This window comes from Streptomyces sp. NBC_00510, assembly GCA_036013505.1.
Taxonomy (GTDB): domain Bacteria; phylum Actinomycetota; class Actinomycetes; order Streptomycetales; family Streptomycetaceae; genus Actinacidiphila.
In genome coordinates, this window is record CP107851.1 from 338,156 (window position 1) to 360,234 (window position 22,079).

Annotated in this window: 16 protein-coding genes and 4 pseudogenes; 9 read left to right on the forward strand and 11 right to left on the reverse strand. The window is 65.7% G+C overall.

What is annotated here, in order from left to right:
• Positions 1-155: 155 nt before the first annotated feature.
• Both OG937_01600 and OG937_01605 read left to right on the forward strand, forming a co-directional pair.
• Positions 156-605: a nuclear transport factor 2 family protein gene (locus tag OG937_01600; GenBank protein WUD70488.1), complete on the forward strand. Its 450-nt coding sequence runs from the start codon at positions 156-158 to the stop codon at positions 603-605.
• Between the two features lie 357 nt (positions 606-962).
• The gene (locus tag OG937_01605) at positions 963-1,886 is read left to right on the forward strand and encodes an alpha/beta hydrolase (protein WUD70489.1); all 924 of its coding nucleotides are present in this window, start codon (positions 963-965) and stop codon (positions 1,884-1,886) included.
• Between the two features lie 893 nt (positions 1,887-2,779).
• Here OG937_01605 and OG937_01610 read toward each other — a convergent pair.
• The 3 genes from OG937_01610 to OG937_01620 form a co-directional block, all read right to left on the reverse strand.
• Positions 2,780-3,154, reverse strand: coding sequence for a helix-turn-helix transcriptional regulator (locus tag OG937_01610; GenBank protein WUD70490.1), 375 nt, complete (start codon positions 3,152-3,154; stop codon positions 2,780-2,782).
• A gap of 14 nt (positions 3,155-3,168) precedes the next feature.
• Entirely contained in the window at positions 3,169-3,747 is a 579-nt protein-coding gene (locus OG937_01615; protein ID WUD70491.1) for an NAD(P)H-dependent oxidoreductase, read from the reverse strand.
• Positions 3,748-4,158: 411 nt separating this feature from the next.
• The gene (locus OG937_01620) at positions 4,159-5,229 is read right to left on the reverse strand and encodes a hypothetical protein (GenBank protein ID WUD70492.1); all 1,071 of its coding nucleotides are present in this window, start codon (positions 5,227-5,229) and stop codon (positions 4,159-4,161) included.
• 104 nt (positions 5,230-5,333) lie between these two features.
• Between OG937_01620 and OG937_01625 the strand changes: the two genes are divergently transcribed.
• Complete coding sequence (locus OG937_01625; protein WUD70493.1) at positions 5,334-5,828, forward strand: helix-turn-helix transcriptional regulator; 495 nt, start codon at positions 5,334-5,336, stop codon at positions 5,826-5,828.
• 8 nt (positions 5,829-5,836) lie between these two features.
• Here the strand turns inward: OG937_01625 and OG937_01630 are convergent.
• Positions 5,837-7,541 (reverse strand): annotated as a pseudogene (locus OG937_01630) (MOSC and FAD-binding oxidoreductase domain-containing protein).
• A gap of 73 nt (positions 7,542-7,614) precedes the next feature.
• On the reverse strand, positions 7,615-8,481 hold the full coding sequence (locus tag OG937_01635; GenBank protein WUD70494.1) for an alpha/beta fold hydrolase: 867 nt from the start codon (positions 8,479-8,481) through the stop codon (positions 7,615-7,617).
• Positions 8,482-8,831: 350 nt separating this feature from the next.
• Between OG937_01635 and OG937_01640 the strand changes: the two genes are divergently transcribed.
• Entirely contained in the window at positions 8,832-11,057 is a 2,226-nt protein-coding gene (locus OG937_01640; GenBank protein ID WUD70495.1) for a SpoIIE family protein phosphatase, read from the forward strand.
• A gap of 92 nt (positions 11,058-11,149) precedes the next feature.
• Here OG937_01640 and OG937_01645 read toward each other — a convergent pair whose 3' ends face one another.
• Positions 11,150-12,025 carry a pyridoxamine 5'-phosphate oxidase family protein gene (locus tag OG937_01645; GenBank protein WUD70496.1) on the reverse strand — a complete coding sequence of 292 codons (876 nt, stop codon included), beginning with the start codon at positions 12,023-12,025 and terminating at the stop codon, positions 11,150-11,152.
• A gap of 343 nt (positions 12,026-12,368) precedes the next feature.
• On the opposite strand from OG937_01645, the gene OG937_01650 reads away from it, so the two are divergent.
• Positions 12,369-12,971 carry a TetR/AcrR family transcriptional regulator gene (locus OG937_01650; GenBank protein ID WUD70497.1) on the forward strand — a complete coding sequence of 201 codons (603 nt, stop codon included), beginning with the start codon at positions 12,369-12,371 and terminating at the stop codon, positions 12,969-12,971.
• 945 nt (positions 12,972-13,916) lie between these two features.
• Here the strand turns inward: OG937_01650 and OG937_01655 are convergent.
• Positions 13,917-14,315: a nuclear transport factor 2 family protein gene (locus OG937_01655; GenBank protein ID WUD70498.1), complete on the reverse strand. Its 399-nt coding sequence runs from the start codon at positions 14,313-14,315 to the stop codon at positions 13,917-13,919.
• A 514-nt stretch (positions 14,316-14,829) separates the two neighbouring features.
• Between OG937_01655 and OG937_01660 the strand changes: the two are divergent.
• Both OG937_01660 and OG937_01665 read left to right on the forward strand, forming a co-directional pair.
• Positions 14,830-15,900 (forward strand): annotated as a pseudogene (locus OG937_01660) (IS256 family transposase).
• Positions 15,897-16,364, forward strand: coding sequence for a hypothetical protein (locus tag OG937_01665; protein ID WUD70499.1), 468 nt, complete (start codon positions 15,897-15,899; stop codon positions 16,362-16,364). The pseudogene OG937_01660 and the gene OG937_01665 overlap by 4 nt, the downstream one beginning before the upstream one ends.
• Before the next feature lie 96 nt (positions 16,365-16,460).
• Here the strand turns inward: OG937_01665 and OG937_01670 are convergent.
• The 4 genes and pseudogenes from OG937_01670 to OG937_01685 form a co-directional block, all read right to left on the reverse strand.
• Positions 16,461-17,079, reverse strand: a pseudogene (locus tag OG937_01670) (serine/threonine-protein phosphatase).
• 816 nt (positions 17,080-17,895) lie between these two features.
• Positions 17,896-18,720, reverse strand: coding sequence for an SAM-dependent methyltransferase (locus OG937_01675; protein WUD70500.1), 825 nt, complete (start codon positions 18,718-18,720; stop codon positions 17,896-17,898).
• Positions 18,721-18,805: 85 nt separating this feature from the next.
• Positions 18,806-19,057 (reverse strand): DUF397 domain-containing protein, encoded by a 252-nt coding sequence (locus tag OG937_01680; GenBank protein ID WUD70501.1) that lies wholly within the window; start codon positions 19,055-19,057, stop codon positions 18,806-18,808.
• On the reverse strand, positions 19,054-19,926 hold the full coding sequence (locus OG937_01685; GenBank protein ID WUD70502.1) for a helix-turn-helix transcriptional regulator: 873 nt from the start codon (positions 19,924-19,926) through the stop codon (positions 19,054-19,056). Before OG937_01685 ends, OG937_01680 begins: the two co-directional genes overlap by 4 nt.
• Before the next feature lie 271 nt (positions 19,927-20,197).
• On the opposite strand from OG937_01685, the gene OG937_01690 reads away from it, so the two are divergent.
• A complete protein-coding gene (locus OG937_01690; protein WUD70503.1) occupies positions 20,198-20,644 on the forward strand; it encodes an ATP-binding protein in 447 nt (148 codons plus the stop codon).
• 1,054 nt (positions 20,645-21,698) lie between these two features.
• Positions 21,699-22,043 (forward strand): annotated as a pseudogene (locus OG937_01695) (helix-turn-helix domain-containing protein).
• Positions 22,044-22,079: the final 36 nt, after the last annotated feature.

The window sequence follows — 22,079 nt, forward strand, 5'->3', positions numbered from 1 at the left end:
GCGGCAGATAGGCAACATGAGGCGCGATCGGCTCGCCTTCATCCCGCTCCCGCGGGCCCGAGCACTCGGCTACCGCGGTACTCGTCGACACAGTCGCCATCACGCCGGGCCGCATAACGCGCCTGCGCAAGGATGCAACGCACCAGGAGGAAAAGATGAACGGTACTAGCGATCTCCAGAGGGCGCGCGAAGAGGCAGCCGTCAACTACTTCCGATTGGTGGATGCTGCCGATCCCGCCGTGTTGGATCTTTTCGTGGACAACGCCCGGATGTTCTTCCCGAAGTTCGGCTTCGCAACCGGGAAGGATCAGATCGGGGCATTTGCACAGGGTCTCGGGAGGGGAATTTCGGCGATTGAGCACGACATCCCCGGTTTCACCGTGTTGTCGTCTGGAAACTATGTGGTGGTTGAAGGTTCGGTGAAGGGGACGACGACATCGGGTGTGGCCTTCCCTGACGGCGTCTCCTCCTACGGACTGTTCTGTAACGTATTCGAATTCGAAGGCGACCTCATCAAGAGGGTCCACATCTACGAAGACCCGGATTTCGCCAGTACGCACACCGACGGAGTGGCCTGGGGTGAATCGGTGCGCGACAGCATGTAGCCGGTCCCGCCCTGCACGCCCTGACGACAACGGTACTCGCGGACGCACAATTGATGTTGCGTCTCACCCGCGCAGAGGTCCGCGGTGTCGCCCGTTGCAACCCGCGCCTAGCCAGGGATGCACAGGCCATGGCCGCGGCCCCGCCAAACGGCTGAAGCGTCAGCCAGGTCATGCCGGTTTTCCGCTGCAACGGCGTGCTACACCGGCGTCCGCTGGAGTGGCTCCGCGTCACCCGCTCGCCCCGCTCCGGTACCACCACGTCCTCGGTCCCCCGACGATGAGACCTCAGGACAACGGAAAGGGCACCAAATGCGCTCGCACGCTCGTCTCGGCGCGGGAATCAAACGTGGTGCTGGCATGCTGGCGGTGCTCACCGCGGTCGGCCCTGCATGGGCCGTTCCAGCTCTCGCCGGCGGTGTGCCCGCGGCTTCGGGTGGAGCCCACTCCAAACCAACTGTGGTTCTCGTGCACGGAACCAACTTGGACTCGTCTTCATGGGACGAGGTGGCCCGGCGTCTGCGCGATGCCGGATATCCCGTGGTCGTCCCCGCGAACCCCCTACGGGGTCTGCCGTACGACTCTTCCTACACCGCGAGTGTGCTGCGCAGCATCAAGGGACCGATTGTGCTCGTCGGCCACTCGTACGGCAGCGCGGTCACCAACGAGGCCGCCCTGGGGAACCCCGCCGTCAAGGCTCTCGTGGCTGTGGCCGGTTTCCTCCCGCAAAAGGGAGAAAGCTCGGCTGAACTGGTGGGCAAGTTCCCCGGCAGCACCCTGGCCCAAACGCTGAAGCAGGTGCCCTACCCGCTGATGGGTGGCGGTACAGGCATGGACGTGTACGTCAAGGAAGACCTGTTCCCGCAGCAGTTTGCCGCCGACGTACCGTTGTCAAAGTCGTCGATCATGGCAGTCACCCAGCGCCCGGTGGACGCCAGGGCACTGGACGACAAGGCCACCGGCGCCGCCTGGAGGACCGTCCCGGCGTTCGACCTGATCACCGCCAACGACAAGAACATCCCTGCCGCGGTGCAGCGATGGATGGCCAACCGTGCGCATGCAGTGTCCGTGGAGGTGAGTTCCTCCCACGTCGCGCCTGTCTCACACCCCGAAGCCGTCACCGACCTGATCGAAACGGCTGCACGTGCCACCACATCCCAGACGGCCCCATCTCTAGCCGCGACCGGTCGGCGCCCCACATGGTTGCTGGCAGGCGCGGCCGTAGGCACGGCGACACTCGGCGGAAGCCTGATGATGGCGATGCACCGGCGAAAGCGACCGTGACGGGTTGAACGCCGCGTCATCCGGGGTGTGCCACATGCGGCGCCGTCCGCGGCCCTACCACCCCCACCCCTCACCGGCACCCAGAGCGGCTGGATGATCCCTACCGGCCCGCGGGTGGGGGCTAGTTGAAGTGCCGGTTCCGCGAGACCACGAAGCGATCGTCGGCGCCATCGCCGGCTCCGCGAACGCTGCTGCTCGGCGGATGCGACCACCACGGACAGCCGCAGTGCATCGGCCGCACCACCACCCTCCCTCGCCGCCGCCAGCGCTGCGGTCGCTGGACTGTTCTCTATGGCGCGCGGGCATCCGTGGTCGGGGTGGTCGTCATCCGTCGGATGCGGAGCCGGGAGACCTGAAGTCACGCTGATGCAGCCCGCGGAAGTCGGCGCCGACGCCGCCAGCCGGCACCGTCGGCTGGCAGCGCCACCCCGAACGCTGGCACCGCCCCCACACCGACCTCGCGTGTGATGGGTCCGCGGCCTCTTATGGACCATGCGGTAGAAACTGAGTGGTGAACCATGTGGTCAGTGACTTTGATGTGTGCCGGGCCACCGGACAAGTGCCGAAGTTGTGATCGCGCGCCGGCCTCGTCGTGATCAGTCTTGCGGAATCTCGTCGGCTCGGGTCGTCCCGGCGTTACTCGGACGTGAGCCAGGCAGCTATGGGTGGCAGAGTCCCGCCGAGGATCACGAGCGCCTCGCGTGGCCTGGCCGGGGTCGCAGCGGCACACAGAACACCTGGCGGATGCCCGGTTCGCGCGCACCGGGAAACCTCCACGCACCTGCGGCCCCAGAATGCCGGCGTGAACGAGGGGCCGGGGTGCCGCCCGCGGATCATGCCCATACACTCGCCTGGCCGCGTGGAGCGTGTCTCCGGACACGCTCCACGCGGCATCAGGGGGCTTGTGCGCCTTCGGCCCCCGCCGGCCCTGCTTCCGAAGTGGTTGACGAAGGGGCGGGGATCCAGCGGTGGGACCAACGCATCACGGCGTCGACGACTTGTTCAAGGTCTTGTCCCTTGGCGGTGAGGTGGTATTCGACCTGCACCGGCGAAGAGGGAACAACCCGACGCTCGACGATGCCCTCCTCTTCCAAGGTGCGCAATCGCTGAGTGAGCATGGCGTCACTCAGGCCGGGCACCGCTGCCTTGATCTGCACGAAGCGGGCCTGACCCGTGAACAAAGCACGCACGATCGCACCCGTCCAGCGGGCACCGATCAGTTCGATCCCCGCGTGATAGCGCGAGCAGACCCGATGTACTTCGTTCACGATCGCTCCGATTGCTAGGCCGCAGCGCCCTCACGCAGCGGACGCAGTGCGGCATCCACCCGGACGATCTCGTCGAACATGGCCTTGGCTGCACCTGTCATAGCTTCATCGGCCGCAACCCTACCCTCCGCGTCGATGAGGTTGAAGCCGAAGGGAGCCACGACGGATTCGACGATCGGCGTCATCTTTACCGCGGTGACGACCTGCTTGATCTGCTGGACGGCACGGGTGCCGCCGGCCACCGCGCCATAGCTGACCAGGCCCACCGCCTTGTGGTTCCACTCGTTGAACAGGTAGTCGATGGCGTTCTTCAGCTCTGCGTTGTAGCCGTGGTTGTACTCCGGCATGACGAAGACGAGGGCATCGGCCTCGGCGATCGTCGCGCTCCAGTCACGGGTGTGCTGGTGGACGTACTGCTGCGCCCGCGGGTGGTTGGGCTCGTTCATGAACGGAAGGTTCACCTCGGCCAGGTCGAGCAGTTCGACCTTGGTGAAGCCACCGTGAGCAACCGCCTGCTCATGGGTCCACTGCCCGATCGGCAGGCCCACGCGCCCCGGGCGGGTGCTGGCGACAATGATCTTCAACGTGGTCATCAGGACTGCTCCTTTGATCCCCTCGACATGATCGGCCGAGGTGGGGGGACTCGACCGCGGACTGAGCCTATCAATTAAATTTAGTAACTAAAATAACTTGAGTGGACTGCCGGCCGCAAGCGCTGGACCCATACAGGGGCGGCACATGGGGTCCCCTGCGACAGCCGCGAAGGGGCCGGCTGCGGTGTGACGCATGTCCCGGCCAGCGCGGCTCACGGCCGGCCGATCCATGCGCACTCGCTCTCTTCGAGTGCGACGGCACGGCGGGGCCGGCGGACTGCACCACCCGATTGCCGCGAGTACCCGCCCGGTGGCCTGCCGGGCGGGCGATCGTGGCCGCCCGGAAATCGGTTGCCAGGGGAGGTTCCTACGGCAACGGCCTATCGCGTACCGGTTGCCTTGACCCTTCGATCAGCGCGGGCTGCCCGCGGCGGCCAGGGCAGCCTCCGCGATGCGGTTGGCGACAGCTAGGGGGGTTGTCGCGTCGTTCGCACTCTCTCGGAGGACTTGTGCGGTGGTGGTACCAATGGATGCGAGCCGATCCAGGGACTGCGCCGGGGTGAGTTGGTGGAGTTCCAGGCCGGACGCGTACATGACTCCGCCCGCATTGGCCACGAAGTCCGGGGCCCAGGTGATTCCCGCCTTTGTCAGCTCCTCTGCGACGCCATCGTGTGCCAGTTGGTTGTTGGCCGAGCCGACGACCGCACGGCAGCGCAGGGATCCGACGAGCTGGGAGGTCAGCACGCCGCCCAGGGCGCATGGCGCCAGGATGTCGGTCTCCAGGGTGTAAGCGCCTTCGAGGTCGACCCACTGCGCTCCGGTCTCCTCGACGACCCGGCGGCGCTCGGGGTCCGTGTCGGTGGCTCGCACTCGGGCGCCTTGTGCAATCAGGCGTTTGGTGAGTTCGTGCCCCACCCCGCCGAATCCGATCACCACCACCTCGCGCCCTTGAAGTTGCGGGACTCCCCACAGGTGCTCGGCCGCCGCGTTCATCGCGTGCTCGACGCCGGCCGCGGTGCCGAAGGTGGTGGTACCCAGACCGTCCTCCATGGAGGTGTAGCCGCCGACGTAGGGGGTTCTGCGTCGCATCAGCTGGATGTCGGCAGAGCTGGTGCCGACGTCGGGAGCGACGAAGTAGGCGCCACCGAGGTCGTGCACCAGTTCGGCTACGTCGAGCAGCAGGGCTTCGCGCAAGCTGCCGTCCAGATGCTGCGGACCTCCGGGCAGCAACGGGACGACGCTCTTGCCGCCGCCTGTGCCGTTGCGGACGGCGGCTGCCTTGTACGTCATCCCCCGGCTCAGGCGCAGGCAGTCCACCAGGGCCTCGACAGGGGAGGCGTACCGGGCGACCCGCATGCCACCGACGGCGGGCCCGAGGCGGGTGGAGTGGATGGCGATGATGATCGGCAGGCTGGTGCGGCGGCCCTGCCGGACCGCCACCTCCTCGTGGTCGAGCGTGGTCTCCAGCGCGAACGACGACATGCTCAGGCCTCCAGATGGAAATCACAGGCTGACTTAGCAGTGCGTAAGTCAGGGCTGGCTTAAGCTAGCATAAGTCTGGTGCTTCGATAGACGGGATGCCTGTGATGTCCGCACTTACTGGATCGCTGACCGACCGGGACAGCTGGAGTGACCACCGCTGCTCGGCTGCCCGGGCCCTGGACGTACTCGGGACGCCGTCGAATCTGTTCGTACTGCGCGAGGCCTTCTACGGCACCACCTACTTCAACGACTTCGTCCGTCACACCCCGCTGAGTGAACCCGCAGCGGCCAAGCGCCTGAAGGAGCTCGTCGAGGTCGGGCTACTACGGCGTACCCCCTACCAGACGGCGGGACAGCGGACACGCGACCGCTACGAGCTGACCGGGCCGGGCGAGGACCTCATGACCGCCTACTTCGCGCTGATGGAATGGGGAGACCGCCACGCCACGGCCGACGGTGGACCGGTTCGCCTGCGGCACAGGCATTGCGACGCTCCTGTGCACGTGGCGCTCTCCTGCTCTGACGGACACGCGCTGTCCCCCAGCGACCTCGAGGTCGTGGCAGCCCCCGGGGTAGCGCAGGCCGCGGCACCCGAATGATGCAGAGGCTAAAGATCCAGGACGATGTCCTGGGCGGGCTTGGAGCAGCAGATGAGGATGTCGCCGTCCGCCGGCGGTTCGACCGGATCGGGCGCGTAGTCAACTGAACCGGACATCAAGGCAAGCTCGCAGGTGTGGCAGACACCGGTGCGACACGACCACTGAACCGGGACGTCACACGCCTCGGCCAGTTCCAGCAGCGAGTCCTGCTCGTCGTTGAAGGGGACCGTCAAGCCACTGCGGGCGAACGACACAGAAGGGCCGGCGCCCGGCGTTCCGGGAGGCAGGTGAGGAGCGCGAGTGCCCGATGCGTCTTTGATCGCCGGAGTGAGAGACGGACCGCCGCTGAATATCTCGGTGTGCACGCGGGACGCGTCCAGGCCGGCTTCGACAAGAACGGCGCTCATGCTGTCCATGAACGGCACCGGTCCGCAGATGTAGGCATCGGCATCTGCCGGGAGACCCAGACCGAGAATCCGATCAGCCGAGAGCCGGCCGGCCTGCGTGTAGTCGCCGCCCTCGCGGTCCGCAACGCCCGGCTTGCTGTAATAGACGATCGACCGGGCGTCTCCCAGCTCCGCAAGGAGCTCACGGACCTCCATGGCGAAGGGGTGCTCAGTACCGTTCCGGGCTGCGTGCAGCCACCACACCTGGCGGCCCGAGCGGCTGCGAACCAGAGAATGCAGCATGGCGAGCACCGGAGTCACTCCCACCCCGGCCGACAGCAGCACCACAGGGGTCTCACCATCGGACAGGCAGAACGTACCGCGAGGTGCGGCGACGTCGAGGATGTCACCGGGCCTGAGGTGAGTCCGCAGATGTTTACTTGCCGCGCCATGCGGGTTCACCGGACAGGGAGTAGCTCCGGATCAACGGCGAGGCATCACCTTCGATCCGTACCTTCACGGTGAGGAACTGCCCCGGCAGATTGGGCGGCAGCGCGGCACCATCGGCGGAAGCCAGGGACACGGAGAACACGCTCTGGCTTTCGGGCTGGATGCCCGTGACCGTCAGGGAACGGAAGCCGGTCCATGCAGGGGGCGGAGCGCCGGCCGCGGCCGTGAGGCCGGCGCCACCCGAGGATACGGCCTTGTCTCCATCGGCCTGTTCCAGGAGGGTGCGCATCGATGCCTGCCAACCTGGGCTCAGGGCCGGGACACGCAGGGCCCGTTCTACTTGAGTGCGTGTGTGCCCCGGGAGGTAGAGAACCGCGTCGATGTCCTCGACGGTCATGGCTTCCGGGCCGGTGGAAACCTTGACGATCTCCTGACCAGCCTCCACCTCACCTTCCTCGAGGACCCGCAGATAGAACCCCGGCCGGTGGTGGGAAACCAGCAAGGCCGCCGTCTGAGGCTCTCCCATGCGCAGACCCACCCAGTAGCACGTCACCCGCGGCTGGGTGACCTCGAACAGCGCATCACCGATGCGGTACCGGTCGCCGATGCACACCTCACTGTCCGGGAGCCCGTCCACCGTGAAGTTCTCACCGAAACTGCCCGGCTTCAGATCATCCCGCCCCAACCGCCCGGCCCAGAACCGGTAGGAGTCCATCTGGTAGACCAGTACTGCCCGCTGCTCCCCACCGTGGCCACCCAAGTCGCCCTGGCCGTCCCCATCGATGTTGAGTCTCCTCACCATCCGGGGTCCGGATACGGTCTGCTTGTAGACCCCCGTGTAGACGGTCTTGCCGTGCCAGGGGACGTCCTGAGGCATTCCGATGTTGACTGCGAGCAGGGTCGCGACCACCGCACCGCCCTCCCACGCGGGGACCTGATCCGGCTGCACCTCAGCTGAGGACGCGGCCGAGGAATCCGTGGATGTAGCCGCTGATGGTGTCCAGGTGCGTCTCCAGGGCGAAGTGCCCGGCCGGCAGCAGGTGGACTTCGGCGTCCGGCAGATCGCGGGTGAACGCCCGTGCACCGTCCGGCCCGAAGATCTCGTCTCGTTCGCCCCAGACCGCAAGCAGCGGCACCTGGCTGGTGCGGAAGTATTCCTGCAGCTGGGGGTAGCCGTCGATGTTGGTCGGGTAGTTCCGGAAGAGCGCAAGCTGGACCTCGTCGTTGCCGGGCCGGTCCAGCAGAGTCTGGTCGTGCAACCAGTTGTCCGGGCTGACGAGGCTCTTGTCCGAAGCGCCGTTCTCGTACTGCCAACGGGTCGTCTCGGCACTGAACTTGGCTCGTGCGCCAGGCTCGGTGTCTGCTCCGGGGGCCGTGGCGTAGGCGAACAGGTCGTCCCAGAAGGGCTTGGCGAACCCTTCCATGTAGGCGTTGCCGCTCTGCGAGATGATCGCGGTGACGTCGTACGCGGGATTGAGCGCCAGCCGCCACCCGATGGGAGCGCCGTAGTCGTGGACGTAAATCGAGAAACGGCTGATTCCCAGACTGTCGAGTAGTCCGCCGGTGACCGTCGTGAGGTTGTCGAAGGTGTACTCGAAATCGTCGACCCTTGGCATGGAGGACTGGCCGTAGCCGATGTGATCCGGGGCTATCACATGGTAGTTGTCGGCAAGCGCAGGGATGAGATGACGGAACATGTGGGAGCTGCTCGGAAAGCCGTGCAGGAGCAGGACGACCGGCGCATCGGCGGGACCCGCCTCGCGATAGAAGACCTGCTGGCCGTCGACTGTTGCGGTGCGGTGATGGGTAGGGAGCATCTGGCCCTCCGAGGAAGCACCCGAGTCTGTGAAGGGAGTCAAGCGGCAGTTCGACGTGACAACACAACGTCGAAGGAACGGCAGGGTTCGTCCCCTTTGACGGTGGACGGAGCGGGAACAACGCTCCAGGTTGTGTTCCCTTCAAACGCTAGACCCGACTTTGAGGACGGGCCACTGGGAAGGAGGGCAGCCCCCATCGCCGCGCGGTGGTGAAGTGCCCAGGTCAGGCCGCCGAGGGCATCGCGTCCGCGGTGGCGCGGACGGCGCCTTCGTCTTCGGCCTGGCCGATCCGCGACACGAGATCACCCGCAGCGGACGCAGCGTCTCACCAAGTGTGGAAATCTGGCAGCATGCAGCGGTTCGGTGACAGCCGCCCCAATGCGGCGGCATCCGGAGGCCCCACCGGCAGGAGCCTGCTACTGGTTGAGGCCTTCCAGTACCTGGTGAATGAACTCGGCGCTTTCCATGGGGTCGTCTACCTCGCGCAGTCAAAACGCTCCCAGCTCTTCTCGGCAGTGGTGGGAGGAGCACCTCCCAGCGTCTTCACCGTGCCCGAGTGGGTTTCCTACGACAGTGACAGCTCACCTGCCGTCGCGTATCGCACGGCACGTGTCGTGTCTCGCCCCGATCCCTGCTCTTCCGAATACAGTGACAGGGACTCTCCGCCTCTCATGCCTTACCCGCATTATGTCGTCTCTGTACCACTGACAGATGCCGGGGAGACGTACGGAGTACTCACCGGCCAGTGGGCGCCAGCCTTTCCCAGCGATCGACTGTGGGTGCTCGAGCGGATGGAAGAACTAGGCCGACGGCTGAGTTCAGAGCTGGTCGACTGCCAGCCTGCAGACCTGGGCGCATCGTTCATGCAAACTCCCATCATCATTCCGGTGCTCTCCAACCCACCGCCGCGTCACGACGCCACCGAGAATCCCTGGGGACTCAATGACGCGCCCGGGTCTTCTGCGCTCTCGATGATGTACCAAGTACACAAACTTTCAGCCGCCTTCAATGAAGCATTCCAGCTGGACGATGTGATGCGAGCAACCCGCGACCGCATCATGGTTCCGTTCCGCGCCCACGCATTTCTGGTGGCGATAGTTCAGGAGGGGAGGGTCCAAATCGTCGGTCGCCATGAGGCCGCGGCCGCGGCACGCGAGATACATGACTCCAGCATCGAAGATGCTTTCACGGGCTCCGACACTCTGCGGACGAGGGCACCCATCTTTATTCCTGATACTAAAACACTCGCGCAATACTCCTGCGCTCTCATGAGTGATTCGGCAGCGGCCGCCATTGTGCCCTTCAACGCCAGTGGCGGTCTGAAAGGGTTCATTCTCCTCGCCTTCGGAACTCCACGCCGCATCGAAGCAGAGGAGCAGGCCGTCCTCATGATGATGGCGGCTCAGCTCGCCACGGCTGTCGAACGGGCCCACCTTCACGAACGTAAGCACGCCCTTGCAGATGTCCTTCAGCAGAAACTCCTGCCGCGCACCCTCCCAGATTTTCCGGAGGTCACGCTAGCCGCGCGCTACCTACCCGCTGAGTCGGCCGGCACCGGCCTGGGCGGTGACTGGTACGACGTGGTCCCCATGCCCGGGAGCCAGGTCGGCCTGATCGTCGGGGACGTAGAAGGACACAACGTCAACAGCGCCGCAATCATGGGACAGTTGCGTAGCGGTTGCCGTGCCTACGCTGCCGAAGGGCACCGGCCCACTGACGTACTGGCGCGCGCCAGTGACCTGCTGGCCGAACTGGATACGGATCTGTACGCCACGTGCTGCTTTGTGCGCGTCGACCCCGAAAGCGACGTCTGCGAGATCGCACTCGCCGGCCATCCCCCTCCAGTCCTCCGGTGTCCCGATGCAGGAGTCGTGGTCCCCCCAACACGTGCCAACATCCCGCTCGCCGTAACGTCCGGTTACGCCTACAGCAGCACTGAGGTCACCATACGTCCGGGCACCCTTTTGATGCTGTACACGGACGGCATTCTCTTCGACGTAGATCCCGTCTCCGACGCCCGCACTCTCCTCGAGGCCGCGGGAACCGCTGATCATCACTCACTGCACGCGTTGACAGACCTCATGGTCTCACATGTCACGAACGGCAGACGGAATATTGATGACCTCGCTCTCCTGCTTGCACTGTATGAGGGGGGAGACAGTCACGGAGAATTCAGCAGGGTGGCCCGCATGTCGATCCGAAAGCGTGACATCCGGAGCGTCAAGTCAGCCCGGAAATTCGTAAGGAACTATCTCCTCGACCGAGATCGATCCGACATCGTCGGCGACGCCGAGGTGATCGTCTCTGAAGTCATAACAAACGGCCTGATTCATGCGGACAGTGACGTGGAACTGCGATTGCGAGGCTACCCAGATCGGATTCACATAGAAGTTCAAGATACGAACGCAAGGCCCCCTGTTCCCACATCATTCATCGAGAGCGAGGAAGAGAACTCTGTCGCGGAACACGGCCGGGGACTCGGCATAGTAGAAAATCTCTCCTCCGCCTGGGGCACATCCCCCCACGGCCGAGGAAAGACGGTTTGGATTGATCTTTCATTCACCGGCGCCAAGTAGCTTCAAAGTCTACGGAAAGACGCTTAAGCGGGTGGAACGAGAGATCTTGCGGGCACGGCCAGAATCTGGCGCTCCCATGCGCACGCACACCTTCAAACCGGAGGATTGAAACGCGAGAAGCCAGGCGCAGACCATGTCAGACCGTCGTAATGATGCTCTATCTGAACTACCTGGTTGCTTTCGAACTCCACAACTCTATTTGCTTCAGGGAACGCCTCGTCGTCCTGGGGATCCCAGTTTATTCGCGCTGCGCCTGTCAGTTGGAGCGACGTGGCGGACTGCCAATCGACGAACAAGAGTCCGGCGGCCGGGTTCTCCACGATGTTGCCGAGAGTCATCAGCATGTTGTTGCCGTGATAGTCGGGCCAGATGAGCTGGTTCGATGTGACCACCCGGACGAATCCTGGGTTCCCTCCTCGATGAGACACATCGGCATCGCCATCGGTCGAGAGTGACGCGACGAAGAACGTGTCGGCCGTAGCAATCATGTTCTGTTGCGGACCGCCGAGGGCGGTACTTCTCGACGCGAGTCGATCGCCGGCCCTTGGCGCGGATTCCGCTGTCCGGCTTTGAATGTACTGGGGGCAGTTGCCGTATGCCTGGTCGACAGAAAGCAGCAGGCCGTCGGGAAGTGGTGTCACACGGCCGTTGACACGCAGCCTGCGCCGTCTGGCGAAATCGATGGACAGTGTCCCCAGTCGAGTGCCAGTGCGAAGTGCTTCGGCAAGCGGATCAACATCCACGGGTACGGCAGCTATTTCGAGTGTATATGGATCCCGAACACGGATGAATCCTGGCTCACCGTAGAGGGCGGAAGCCCACACCCGTCCCGACTGATCCGATCCACCAATGATGAGCATCCTTTGACGCGCCAGAAAATCCGATGCTCCCAAGGGAAGAGCGCGCCCGATCATCGGCCGGATACGGTTGGCCTCCAGACGGACCCCGGCCCGGGTCTGAGCGGCCAACTCGCCTGCATGGTAAGACGCTGGATCTTGCTGATGACCAGTCATAAGCGCACCTGGCGTCGATGGTTTACAAACCCGTCGCGGAACTGTGCGGGCAGAAATTCTGCCCCCGTTTCAGGATATGGCAACGGCAAACAGCCCGCGATAGAAGACGGCCTATAAAGCTGTGGCACGTGGAGCCGTTGCGGGCGCTCCCACGCGGGGTGTGGGCCGGGGGGGGTGCGGCGACGCGTCGCGACCCGCAAGGTCTCCGCGAGAGACTTGGACGGAGGCAGCATGCGACGAGACAGCCACTCAAAGTGAAGATATGGAACAAAGAGTCAAGAACTGATAGGGTGACGATATGGCACGCCCTAGAAGCTTCGATGAGACCCAGGTCCTGGATTCGGCACGTGAGCAATTTTGGAACCGCGGCTACGCTGCCACAACGCTCGAGGACTTGGTCGCCGCCACAGGCCTGGGCAAGGGCAGCCTGTACGGAGCGTTCGGGGACAAACGTCAACTCTTCCTGAACCTGTTGAACACTTACTGCAGCGAGCAACTGCGTGACGTTGAGCAGACACTCACCGGTCCTGGCACTGCCATGGAATGCCTCACTCGACTCTTCGAAGGCGTGGCCAACGGCTACGCAGCCGATGCGCAACGCCGAGGCTGTTTCATGGTCAACAGCACCTCTGAGCTTCATGGGCAAGAATCCGACGTCGCCGCCCTGGCTCGGGCAACGTACCAACGCGTTGAAGACCTCCTGGTCGCCTGCGTGAAGGAGGCGCAAAAAGAGGGGGCGGTCGACGCGAGCGCTGACCCGCAAGAGCTGGGCCGGCTACTCCTGGCAGCCCTGCAGGGCATTGAATTTCTCGCGAAGACCAACATGGACGCCTCGGCGCTTCTGCAGATCGGCCGAGCCGCGCTGAACCAGCTGCCCGGCGGACGCCAGGAGACCGGATGAGGTCGTCCCTGAGCCCTGCTACCAGACTGGGTCTCCGGACACGAACGCACCCCGTGCCCTCGCCCTGAAAGAGCATCGCTGGGGACCGACCGTCCATCCCCATGCGCACACCTGTGGGGCCGCACATGATCGGGACCCCGCCCTGACAAGGTCCGCTTTCTGCAGACAGTCGGTCCTGGTCGTCGAACTCATAGCGCCGAACTCATAGCGCAGATCAGCCGCATGCACGCCGGCAAATTCGGCGTCTACCGGGTCCGCAAGGTCTGGCGGCATCTGAACGTGCCGGCATACCGGTAGCCCGCCACGGTCGCGCGGCTGATGCGCGACCTCGGTCTGGACGCCACTCGCCGCGGTTGGTGCATGCGCACCACCATCCACAACGACGGCCATGAGAGGACCCTGAACTGCCTCGACGCCGTGTCCCGTCCGAGCGAGCGGTGGGTCGCTGAACCATCCACATCGCGTTCGCCGTGGACAAGTACTCCCGAACGATCGTCGGCTGGACCGGGAGGTCCGATTCCAAGAGGCCATGATGCAGCTGTCTTCGGCGGGAACTCGGTGGAGTGCCACTGTCGACGTATGCGACCGCCTCGGTTTTCCGAGAGGCGTCGGGGCGGCCTTGTGGGTCACGCTTTGGCGCCGCGCCCCAGTGCTCTTGGGCTAAAGACCAATCTTCCGCAGGTGCTGCCGAATCCGGACTCAGGCCATGCGGATAGTTAGGCGGCGCATACCCAGATTCGCCATACCGTCCATGGACGGACAATCTAGCGACATAAGGGACGTGCCGGTCCTCAACGGTCACTTATATCGGTCGGAGTCGTCCAGCCAGTCTTGTCGGAGGGGATGAGGCCGGTGTGGGTGCGTTCCATTGCGTGGAATTCCCCCCCATTTTACGCCCCCTAAGCGCGGTGAAAAGCAGGTGTGGACAACTCCCCTTCGACCTCGTCAGTTCGCGTAGGCCTCGGACACCTTAAGCGTGTCCTCGTAAAGATACATCTTGACGATCTTGTCACCGGCTACCTGAAAGTGCATGGCTATGGGCATCTCGTAGATGCGCCCCGTGCCCTTGGCGACGCGCGTGAACCGGCCCAGCATGACCGCATGGTCGCCGTCGACGAGAAGTGCTTCCACCTGGTCGACGTTCTTCTCAGGAACGATGTTTGCCACGAGGGTTCGCATATAGTCCGCCACGTCGCTTCCCCTGTGACGATGCCCCGTCCAGGGCAGCGAAGAAGATCCGGGAACGTACCAGTCGATTTCTTCCGCGAATACCTCAGTGACTGCATCCGGGTCCCCGGTGGCCAGCAGCCCGAAGAACTTCTCCACAATCTCACGTGTTGTCATGATCAATACCTTCCAGAGCAGGAGACATGCAGTCTCAGTTCAGGACGAGAGGTTGATGCACGAATGACCGGGTCACTGCGGGCCTGGCTTTTTGTGTGCGAAACAAAGAGATATCGATAGCTTTCGGGGGAAACCCGTGCACTTCGTACATGCAGTAGAGCAGATGTGGACCGTAGAGTCAAAAACTGTCGACGCCGTACTCACCCGCACCCCTCCCGCAAGGCGATCGGCAAGTTCCAGGGCCAGTTCGCGGCCGTCCCAGCGCAAGGGGGCACTCCACTCGGGGCGGGTCATCTGGCAGGCGCACGCATGGCGCTGGAAGCGACGTTCGCCACAACCTGCCGAGCCGAATCCGGGCGGTACTACTGATGATCTCGGTGGGATATCGCGAGCAATGCTCAGAACTTGTGGATCGTTTCGGTTCCGGGGGGCATGCAGAGGGCGTACCTTCCCGAATGATCCGTAAGGTCTCCGAGTAGGCCCGCGTTGCAGCGCGGGTCGGGAAGGCACGCCCGTGCTCAGCGTAGTCACCGAAGACGGCTCTACCCAGTCCGGTTCCCTGATCGATGAGATCGTGCGCGAGGGCGCTCGCCGGATGCTGGCTGCCGCGCTGGAGGCAGAGGTCAACCAGTACATAGCCGAGTTGGTTGCCGAGACTGACGAGCGCGGGCACCGCCTGGTGGTCCGCAACGGCCACCGGCCCCGAACCGTGGTCACCGCCGCAGGTCCCGTCGAGGTCAGGGCCCCGCGGGTGAACGACCGCCGCGTCGACGACGCTACGGGCGAGCGCAAGCGGTTCTCCTCGAAGATCCTCGCGCCGTGGTGCCGCAAGTCGCCGAAGGTCTCCGAGGTGCTACCACTGCTCTACCTGCACGGACTGTCCTCCGGGGATTTTGTCCCCGTGCTGGAGCAGATCCTCGGCGGTACCGCCGGCCTGTCCCTGGCCCCCGTCACCCGGCTGACCAAGCAGTGGAGCGACGACCACGCCGCCTTCCAGGACCGGGACCTGTCCGACCGTGACTTCGTCTACGTTTGGGCCGACGGCGTGCACCCCAAGGTTCGCCTCGGCCAGGCCCACTCGTGCGTCCTGGTCCTGATCGGCGTCCGTCTCGATGGCACGAAGGAGTTTGATCGCCCTGGCCGAGGGCCTGCGGGAGTCCACCGAGTCGTGGGCCGACCTGCTGCGCGACTGCCGCCGCAGGGGCATGCGCGACCCCGAGCTGGTGGTCGGCGACGGCGCGATGGGCATTTGGCGGGCGCTCGCCGAGGTCTTCCCGACCGCCCGGCCGCAGAGGTGCTGGGTTCACAAAACGCGCAATGTCACCAACTGCCTGCCCAAGTCAGCACAGCCCGGGGCGACGAAGGCGATGCAGGAGATAGTCGACTTTCTCCACTGTCAAGCTCCGAACCAAGGTCACCCGAGGCGCGGGCAGCCCGGCGGCCGCGCTCGCGATGGTGTTCAAGCTGGCCGAGTCCGCCCAGGCGAGATGGCGCGCGATCAGCGGCGCCCACCTGGTGCCCCTGGTCCGCGCCGGCGCACGGTTCGAGCGGAGTCCTGGTCGAGCGAGAGGAACAGGCCGCATGACCGTCCGCGACATCCTGCATAATCCGGACGAACACGTCCGTTTCGTGGCCTACCTCGACGAGCTGCAGCACGTCGCCGATGCGGACGAGGTCGACCTGGTCAGCGGCGTGCTCAGCGATCCGGACCAGACGATGGCCCAGTCCGCCGTGCTGCGGCACCTGGACCGCCGCGCCGTCGACCTCCACCCCGGTCCTGCCTATGAGGAGTGGGCACAGGCGATGACCGGGGCGACGATCGACCACCCGTTCCTGGCTCAGCGCCTGCGGGAGTGGTCACTCTTCCGCGCCGTCACGCTCAAGCTGCCCTGGCAGGCGGACGACCTGCTTGCGTCGTCCAACTGGCTCCAGCTCAAGACCGCCGCCGGGACGAACGCCGAGGCCATCGAGGTCCTCGCCGAGTCCGGCCGCACCAAGCGGATCCGCAACACTGCCAGGACCGGCCTGGACCACTCGAGCAAGAGCTGAAGTCAGCTGACCCACAACTCTTGACTATTGCTCCGACTCGCGCACGCAACGCATGGGCTGTATCGGGGCGCGTCTCGAGGCGCTTGCCGATGGCACTCAGCGCGGAGCCGTGGTCTGGGGATCGCTCTGACAGCTCTGATGACGCTGAGGGATGAGTGTCCAAGCCCCGCAACTTTGCGTTCGACCTCGTTGCCGGGCTGGGTCGAGGTGTTGTCGCGGGCGTCTACAACGGCGTACGGGCTGCGCGTGGCGCATCCGCGGCAGCGTCGGGGCGTCGTCGCCCACCTCGCAGCGCAGCACGTCGGTATGGAGCAGCCGCAGCGTGATCGGCCGCTCCGCGTACCGCACCGCATTGGTGACCACCTCGCTGACCTGCAGCTCGGTCGCCTCGGCCAGCGGCTCCAGGTTCCAGCGGCTCCAGGTTCCAGCGGCTGAGCGCCTGGCGCACCAGGCGCCGGGCCTGGCCGGCCGGCTGCGCCCGCAGTTCCAGGAATCAGTGGGCGACATCATGCCTCGCGATGCCGTCGAGCGGACGGCCAGCAGCGCGATGTCGTCGTCCCGGTCGCCCGGGCCGACGATCTCCAGCACCTCGTCGCACAGCGGCTCCAGCGGCGGCGGGCACAGCACCGCCGACGCCGTATGCAGCCACTCGCGCAGCATCTCGATGCCGCCCCCACACGTCACGGATGCAAGACTCCACCAGGCCGGCGGAGACAGACTCCCCCCCTCCCTGAGGACCGCGACCCGGCGTGCCGTGCCCGCCTCAGCCCCCTGGGCCGCGTCATCTGCGCCCTTCGCCTGGCCCTGGCCCTGCTTCACCGAACGAACCGCCCTGCCCGCCGTGGGCGCGACCGTCCACGGCATCTGCGTCGCATGCGCCGGAGCCGGGCGCCGGAGCCGGGCCGATGTCCAGGATCAGGTCCCGGGACCGCAGGACGGAACGGGTGTCGAAACAGCGTGTGCTTCCCGCAGCCCGGCCGAACCGGTGACGCCCGGCGACGGTCGCCCTGACGACGGCCATCGCGACCGTCCCGAAGTGAGCGCACAGGCAGGTCCGCGGTCCGCCGCCGAACAACATGAAAGCGTACGTGGGCGGCCGGCCGGGGACCGACCGATCCAGCGACCGGGCAGGAACGCGGCTGGCCGATCGTAGTGGCGCGGGTCCCGGTGGAGGACGAAGGGACTCATCGCGACCCGCTGACCGGGCCGCAGCGGACAGCCGGCCGGCTCGGCGGGCCGGCTGACCGTCCTCCGAAACGATCCGGCACCCCACCACGACGGCGCGGTCGGTGGCCGGTAGCCCGCCCGGGCTGAGGTCGACCACGACCAGCGGGCCGGTCGCCGGAGCGTAGTCGTCGACGAAGCCGTTGAAGCGCGACCGAGTCCAGGGCCCCGAACTCGTCTGCGCCAAAAAGGTCCCGCAGCGCGAGCAAGACACACTGGGCGAGCACCTCGCCGTACAACTCCTGGCGCTGCGCCGCCGGGTGGTTGGTCTCCCGGTCCTGGTCTGCGCCGGGATGGATGGGCCGGGCTACGGTTTGATGCCGACTCCCGTCCAGAGACTGACCTCCGCGTCCGTGATGTCCCTGGCTGCGGTGCCAACGTTGTCAGCTTCGGGTCGCCAGCGGTGGCCGACGGTGATGCCGGGGTCGAGGAGATCGAGTCTGGTGAAGAAGCGGGCGACGTCTTTGCGGGAACGGAACTGCACCGGGGTTCCGGCATTGGTGTAGATGGCGGTGACCTTCTCCCAGGTGGGCGGGTCGAAGTCGGGTGTGCAGTGGCTCAGCGCCAGGGCGCTTCCCGAAGGCAGGGCGTCCAGCAGGCGCGCCACGATTCCGTAGGGGTCCTGGGCGTCGGTGACGAAGTGCATGAGCGCGTTCATGGACAAGACCACGGGCCGGCTCAGGTCCAGGACCTCGGACAGTTCGGGGGCCTCCAGGAGCGCCGCCGGCTCGTTGATGTCCGCCTCTATGTACGTGGTGCGGCCCTGCGGCATGCTGCGCATCAGGCGTTCGGCGTACTTCAGGACGAGGGGGTCGTTGTCGGCGTAGACCACCCTGGCCTCGGGAACGACGGCCTGGGCCACCTGGTGCAGGTTCGGTTCGGTGGGGATGCCGGTGCCGATGTCGAGCCACTGGCGGATGCCGTACTCCTGCGCGAGGACCCGGGTCGCCCGGTGCATGAACGCCCGGTTCTCCCGTGCACAGGTGAAGATGCCCGGGTAGACGGACGCCACGGTCTCCGCGGCCTGCTTGTCGACGTCGAAATGGTCCTTTCCGCCCAGGTAGTAGTCGTACATGCGGGCGGAATGCGGCCTGCTGGTGTCGATGTCCCGCGCGGCGTGGGAGTTGCTCATCCTGTCCCCTTGTCGTGGCGTGCGTTGTGGTGCCGGGCAGGTCGCAGCCGGGTACGGCCCGGGTCCTTCCCGCTCGTGACGTGGTTCAGCCGGCCGTCAAATGATCGGCGAGGCCCTTCTTGACCCCCGCGATGAACGCGGTGATCTCTTCCGGCGTGTAGATCAGCGCGGGACCGGCCGGATCCGTCGACTGCCGTACTGCCACGCGGCCGTCGGGGAGTTGCTTGGTCTCCACACACTGGCCGCCGTTGGGACCGCTCCAGGGGCATTCCCAGCCCTGATCGCCGAGGTCCGTCGCGGGCATCCCGTTGTAGACGCGGTCGTCGATGATGGTCATGAGTACTCCTTGCGCATGCGGTTCAGGAGGGCCTTGCTGTCCGCGGAGGACGTCAGCAGGGACATCCGGTTGTGCGCCTCGAGATGAGCTGCGACGTCGGAGCGTTGATCGAGGTACATGGAGGCGGAGAGGATCTCGCTGTAGACGATGTCGGGAAGCTCCGGCTCCTCGAAGCGGAAGTAGGTGAACGGCGCACACGCCCCGACGTGGGCGCCGGTGGCAAACGGCACGATGTCCAGGCTGACATGGGGCAGATCCGACGCCGCAAGGAGCCGGTCGATCTGCTCGCGCATCACTTCCGGTCCACCGACGGCGCGGTGCAGGACGGCCTCCTCCATCACCACCCACAGCGTGGGTGCGTCGGGTCGTTCCAGCAGGCTCTGCCGGCGCAACCGCAGATGGACACGCCGTTCCAGGTCTTCCTCACTGCCGTGAGGGAAGCCGGCACGCAGGAGCGCACGCGCGTATTCGTGCGTCTGCAGCAGCCCGGTGACGTAGTGAGGCTCGTACGTGCGCAGGGTCTTGGCGCCGGTCTCCAGGCTCACATAGGCGGTGAACCAGGACGGCAGCACGTCGCGGTACGCATGCCACCAGCCGGGTTCGTTGGCCCGCTCGGCCATGGCGATGAACTCGTCGATCTCGCCCTGTTGGGCCCCGTAGGTCTCCAGCAGCTTCTCAACGTAGAGGATCTTCAGGCCGACCTCTGCCTTTTCCAGCCGGCGGATGGTCAAGGGCTTCACACGCAGGGCCTTGGCGGCGTCCTCCAACGACACCCCCGCGCCGCGCCGCAGTTCCTGGAGCCGCTTGCCCAAGATCATGCGGAGAACGGTGGGTGCGCTGGTACCGGCGCCCGGGCGTGCCTCGCTCACGGCCTACCTCCTGATGAGCAGTCAACAGCATGATGATGACAGCGACTTGCTGCATACGCCAGACGGATCGAGGCATCCTGAAGTTATCAGGAAGCTGGTTGCGGCATGAACACGCCTACGAGCATAGTTACTTCTCGAGCGATCCAGGCCGAGCAGCGGGCGCAGCCCAACGGGAGCCAGGATTCGCTGAGTTGGCGTGCCCTGGCGATCGGGGGTCGCGAGTCCGCCACATCACCCTCACCGTGCACGTCTCCCATGGAAGGCGACTATCGTGGCCCCCCACACGACCCCCTCCCCCCGGTCCCTGGACACCTCCCCCCCACACAGGGGCCACTGGCTGGATCTCCCGGCGGAGCGCATCAGCGTCAAGGCCGCCCGTCACGCGATGTCCGAAATCCTCACCCTGTGGGGGGTGCCTGGCGAGCCGCGCGCCGACGCCGTACTGATCCTCTCCGAGCTGGCCACCAACGCCGTCGTTCACGCACTCAGCACGCGGATCCTGTGCGGCGTCGTGCTCGACATGGATCAGCGCCTGCGTATCGAGGTACACGACCACGACCGTAGGCAGATCAGCCTGCCCCCGCGCCCCCCTGGCCCCGAGGACGAGAACGGTCGAGGGCTCCTGCTCGTACGGCAGATCGCAGACAAATGGGGAGTCGCCCGCTCCACACGCACCGGGGGCAACGCAGTATGGGCCACCCTTCTCGCTTTACCCTGAACTTGTGGACGCGCTGTGCCGCTGACCATTGACCGACGTCAGACCCCGCAGCAGAGCAGCGGCAGGCAGGCGGGAGGGCCCGGGGGCCTGCGTCGCGCAGCACCGATCGCCGCCACGTTGCACGACCGCTGAGGGACCCGGCTGCTCGACGAACGACTCCCATAGGGCCGAGGGGCCCCCAACAGACCCTCTTCACCTCGGGGGAGGGGAAGCCGGGCAGGTCGGCGCGGTGAACGCCAAAACCGTTCAGGCGCCGGCCGATACGCACCCGGAAGACCTGACGTGCATGCCGTGGTGGTTCGGGGACGAGCCAAGACCGCCCGACGGCACCATGACCTGGTCGCTGGCAGCACGAGCGTAATCCTGGGTGAACCGGCTGCGGTCAGCGGTTCACCGCAGTCGGCTGCGGTCTCTCGGGCTGTCCGACTGCGGACGCTCGTCGGCTGGCATGCGAGGCGCTGCGGTGGTGCTGCTCGCGTCCGCCGGGGTCGAAGCGGTGCGCGGCATGGCCAGCCCAGGGGCTCCGGGCGCCGGTCGCGTGGATCGCCCCAGTGATGTGCCTGACCTGCGAAAATGCGAGTCTTTACCGATTCGGTAAAGGGTGATGTGGCTGCAGTGGACGGCGGTTTCGCGGTTGAACGGACGATGGCCATCGATATCGCGCTGTCCGTAGCAGTGGGCGTGGAGGGCTTCGCTCCCCCGGGACGCATCGGCACACCGGACGATGGTGCGAGCGACCTTGCTGAGGTCTCCGACCTGCCTCTGCGTGTCTGGACACCGGCTCGGTGAATCCGGTCATTCATAGAGTCGGTGCCGCTCGTTATGCCACCGACGCGAGGAGCGCGGTTGCCGACGCGGGAGGGGGCGCTGCGGCTACCTGGCAGGACACAGCGTGATGGGCCGACTACGAGAACCGTCCTCGAGTCTGGTCAGAGGCGTTGTTCGCTCCACCGACGGCTGGCCTGATGGCGACGCAGAGTGATGAACGACGGCCGGGCCGCATGGGTCTATCACACCCATCCACCCGCCCGCTCTCCTGCCTAGTCTGGTTCGTATGGACGGCGACAACGAATTCGGTGACTATCTGCGTGCTCGCCGCGACACGACCAGGCCGCGGGATGTGGGGTACCCCGACGACGCATCTCGACGGGTGCCCGGCCTCCGTCGGGACGAGGTGGCGCTGCTCGCCGGGGTGAGCACGGACTATTACATCAGATTGGAACAAGGCCGGGAGCGGCATCCGTCCAGGCAGGTGCTCGAGGCGATCGCCCGGGCACTGCGGCTCGACGAAGCCGCCACGTCCCATCTCTTCCGGCTCGGCCTGAGCGCTCCCTGGCCGCCTGTACAGACGACCACGACGGTCGGTCCGGACTTGCTGAGGCTGATGGACAGCCTGCAGCACGAGACTGGCAGCGGATCGCTTCGACGCGGGCTG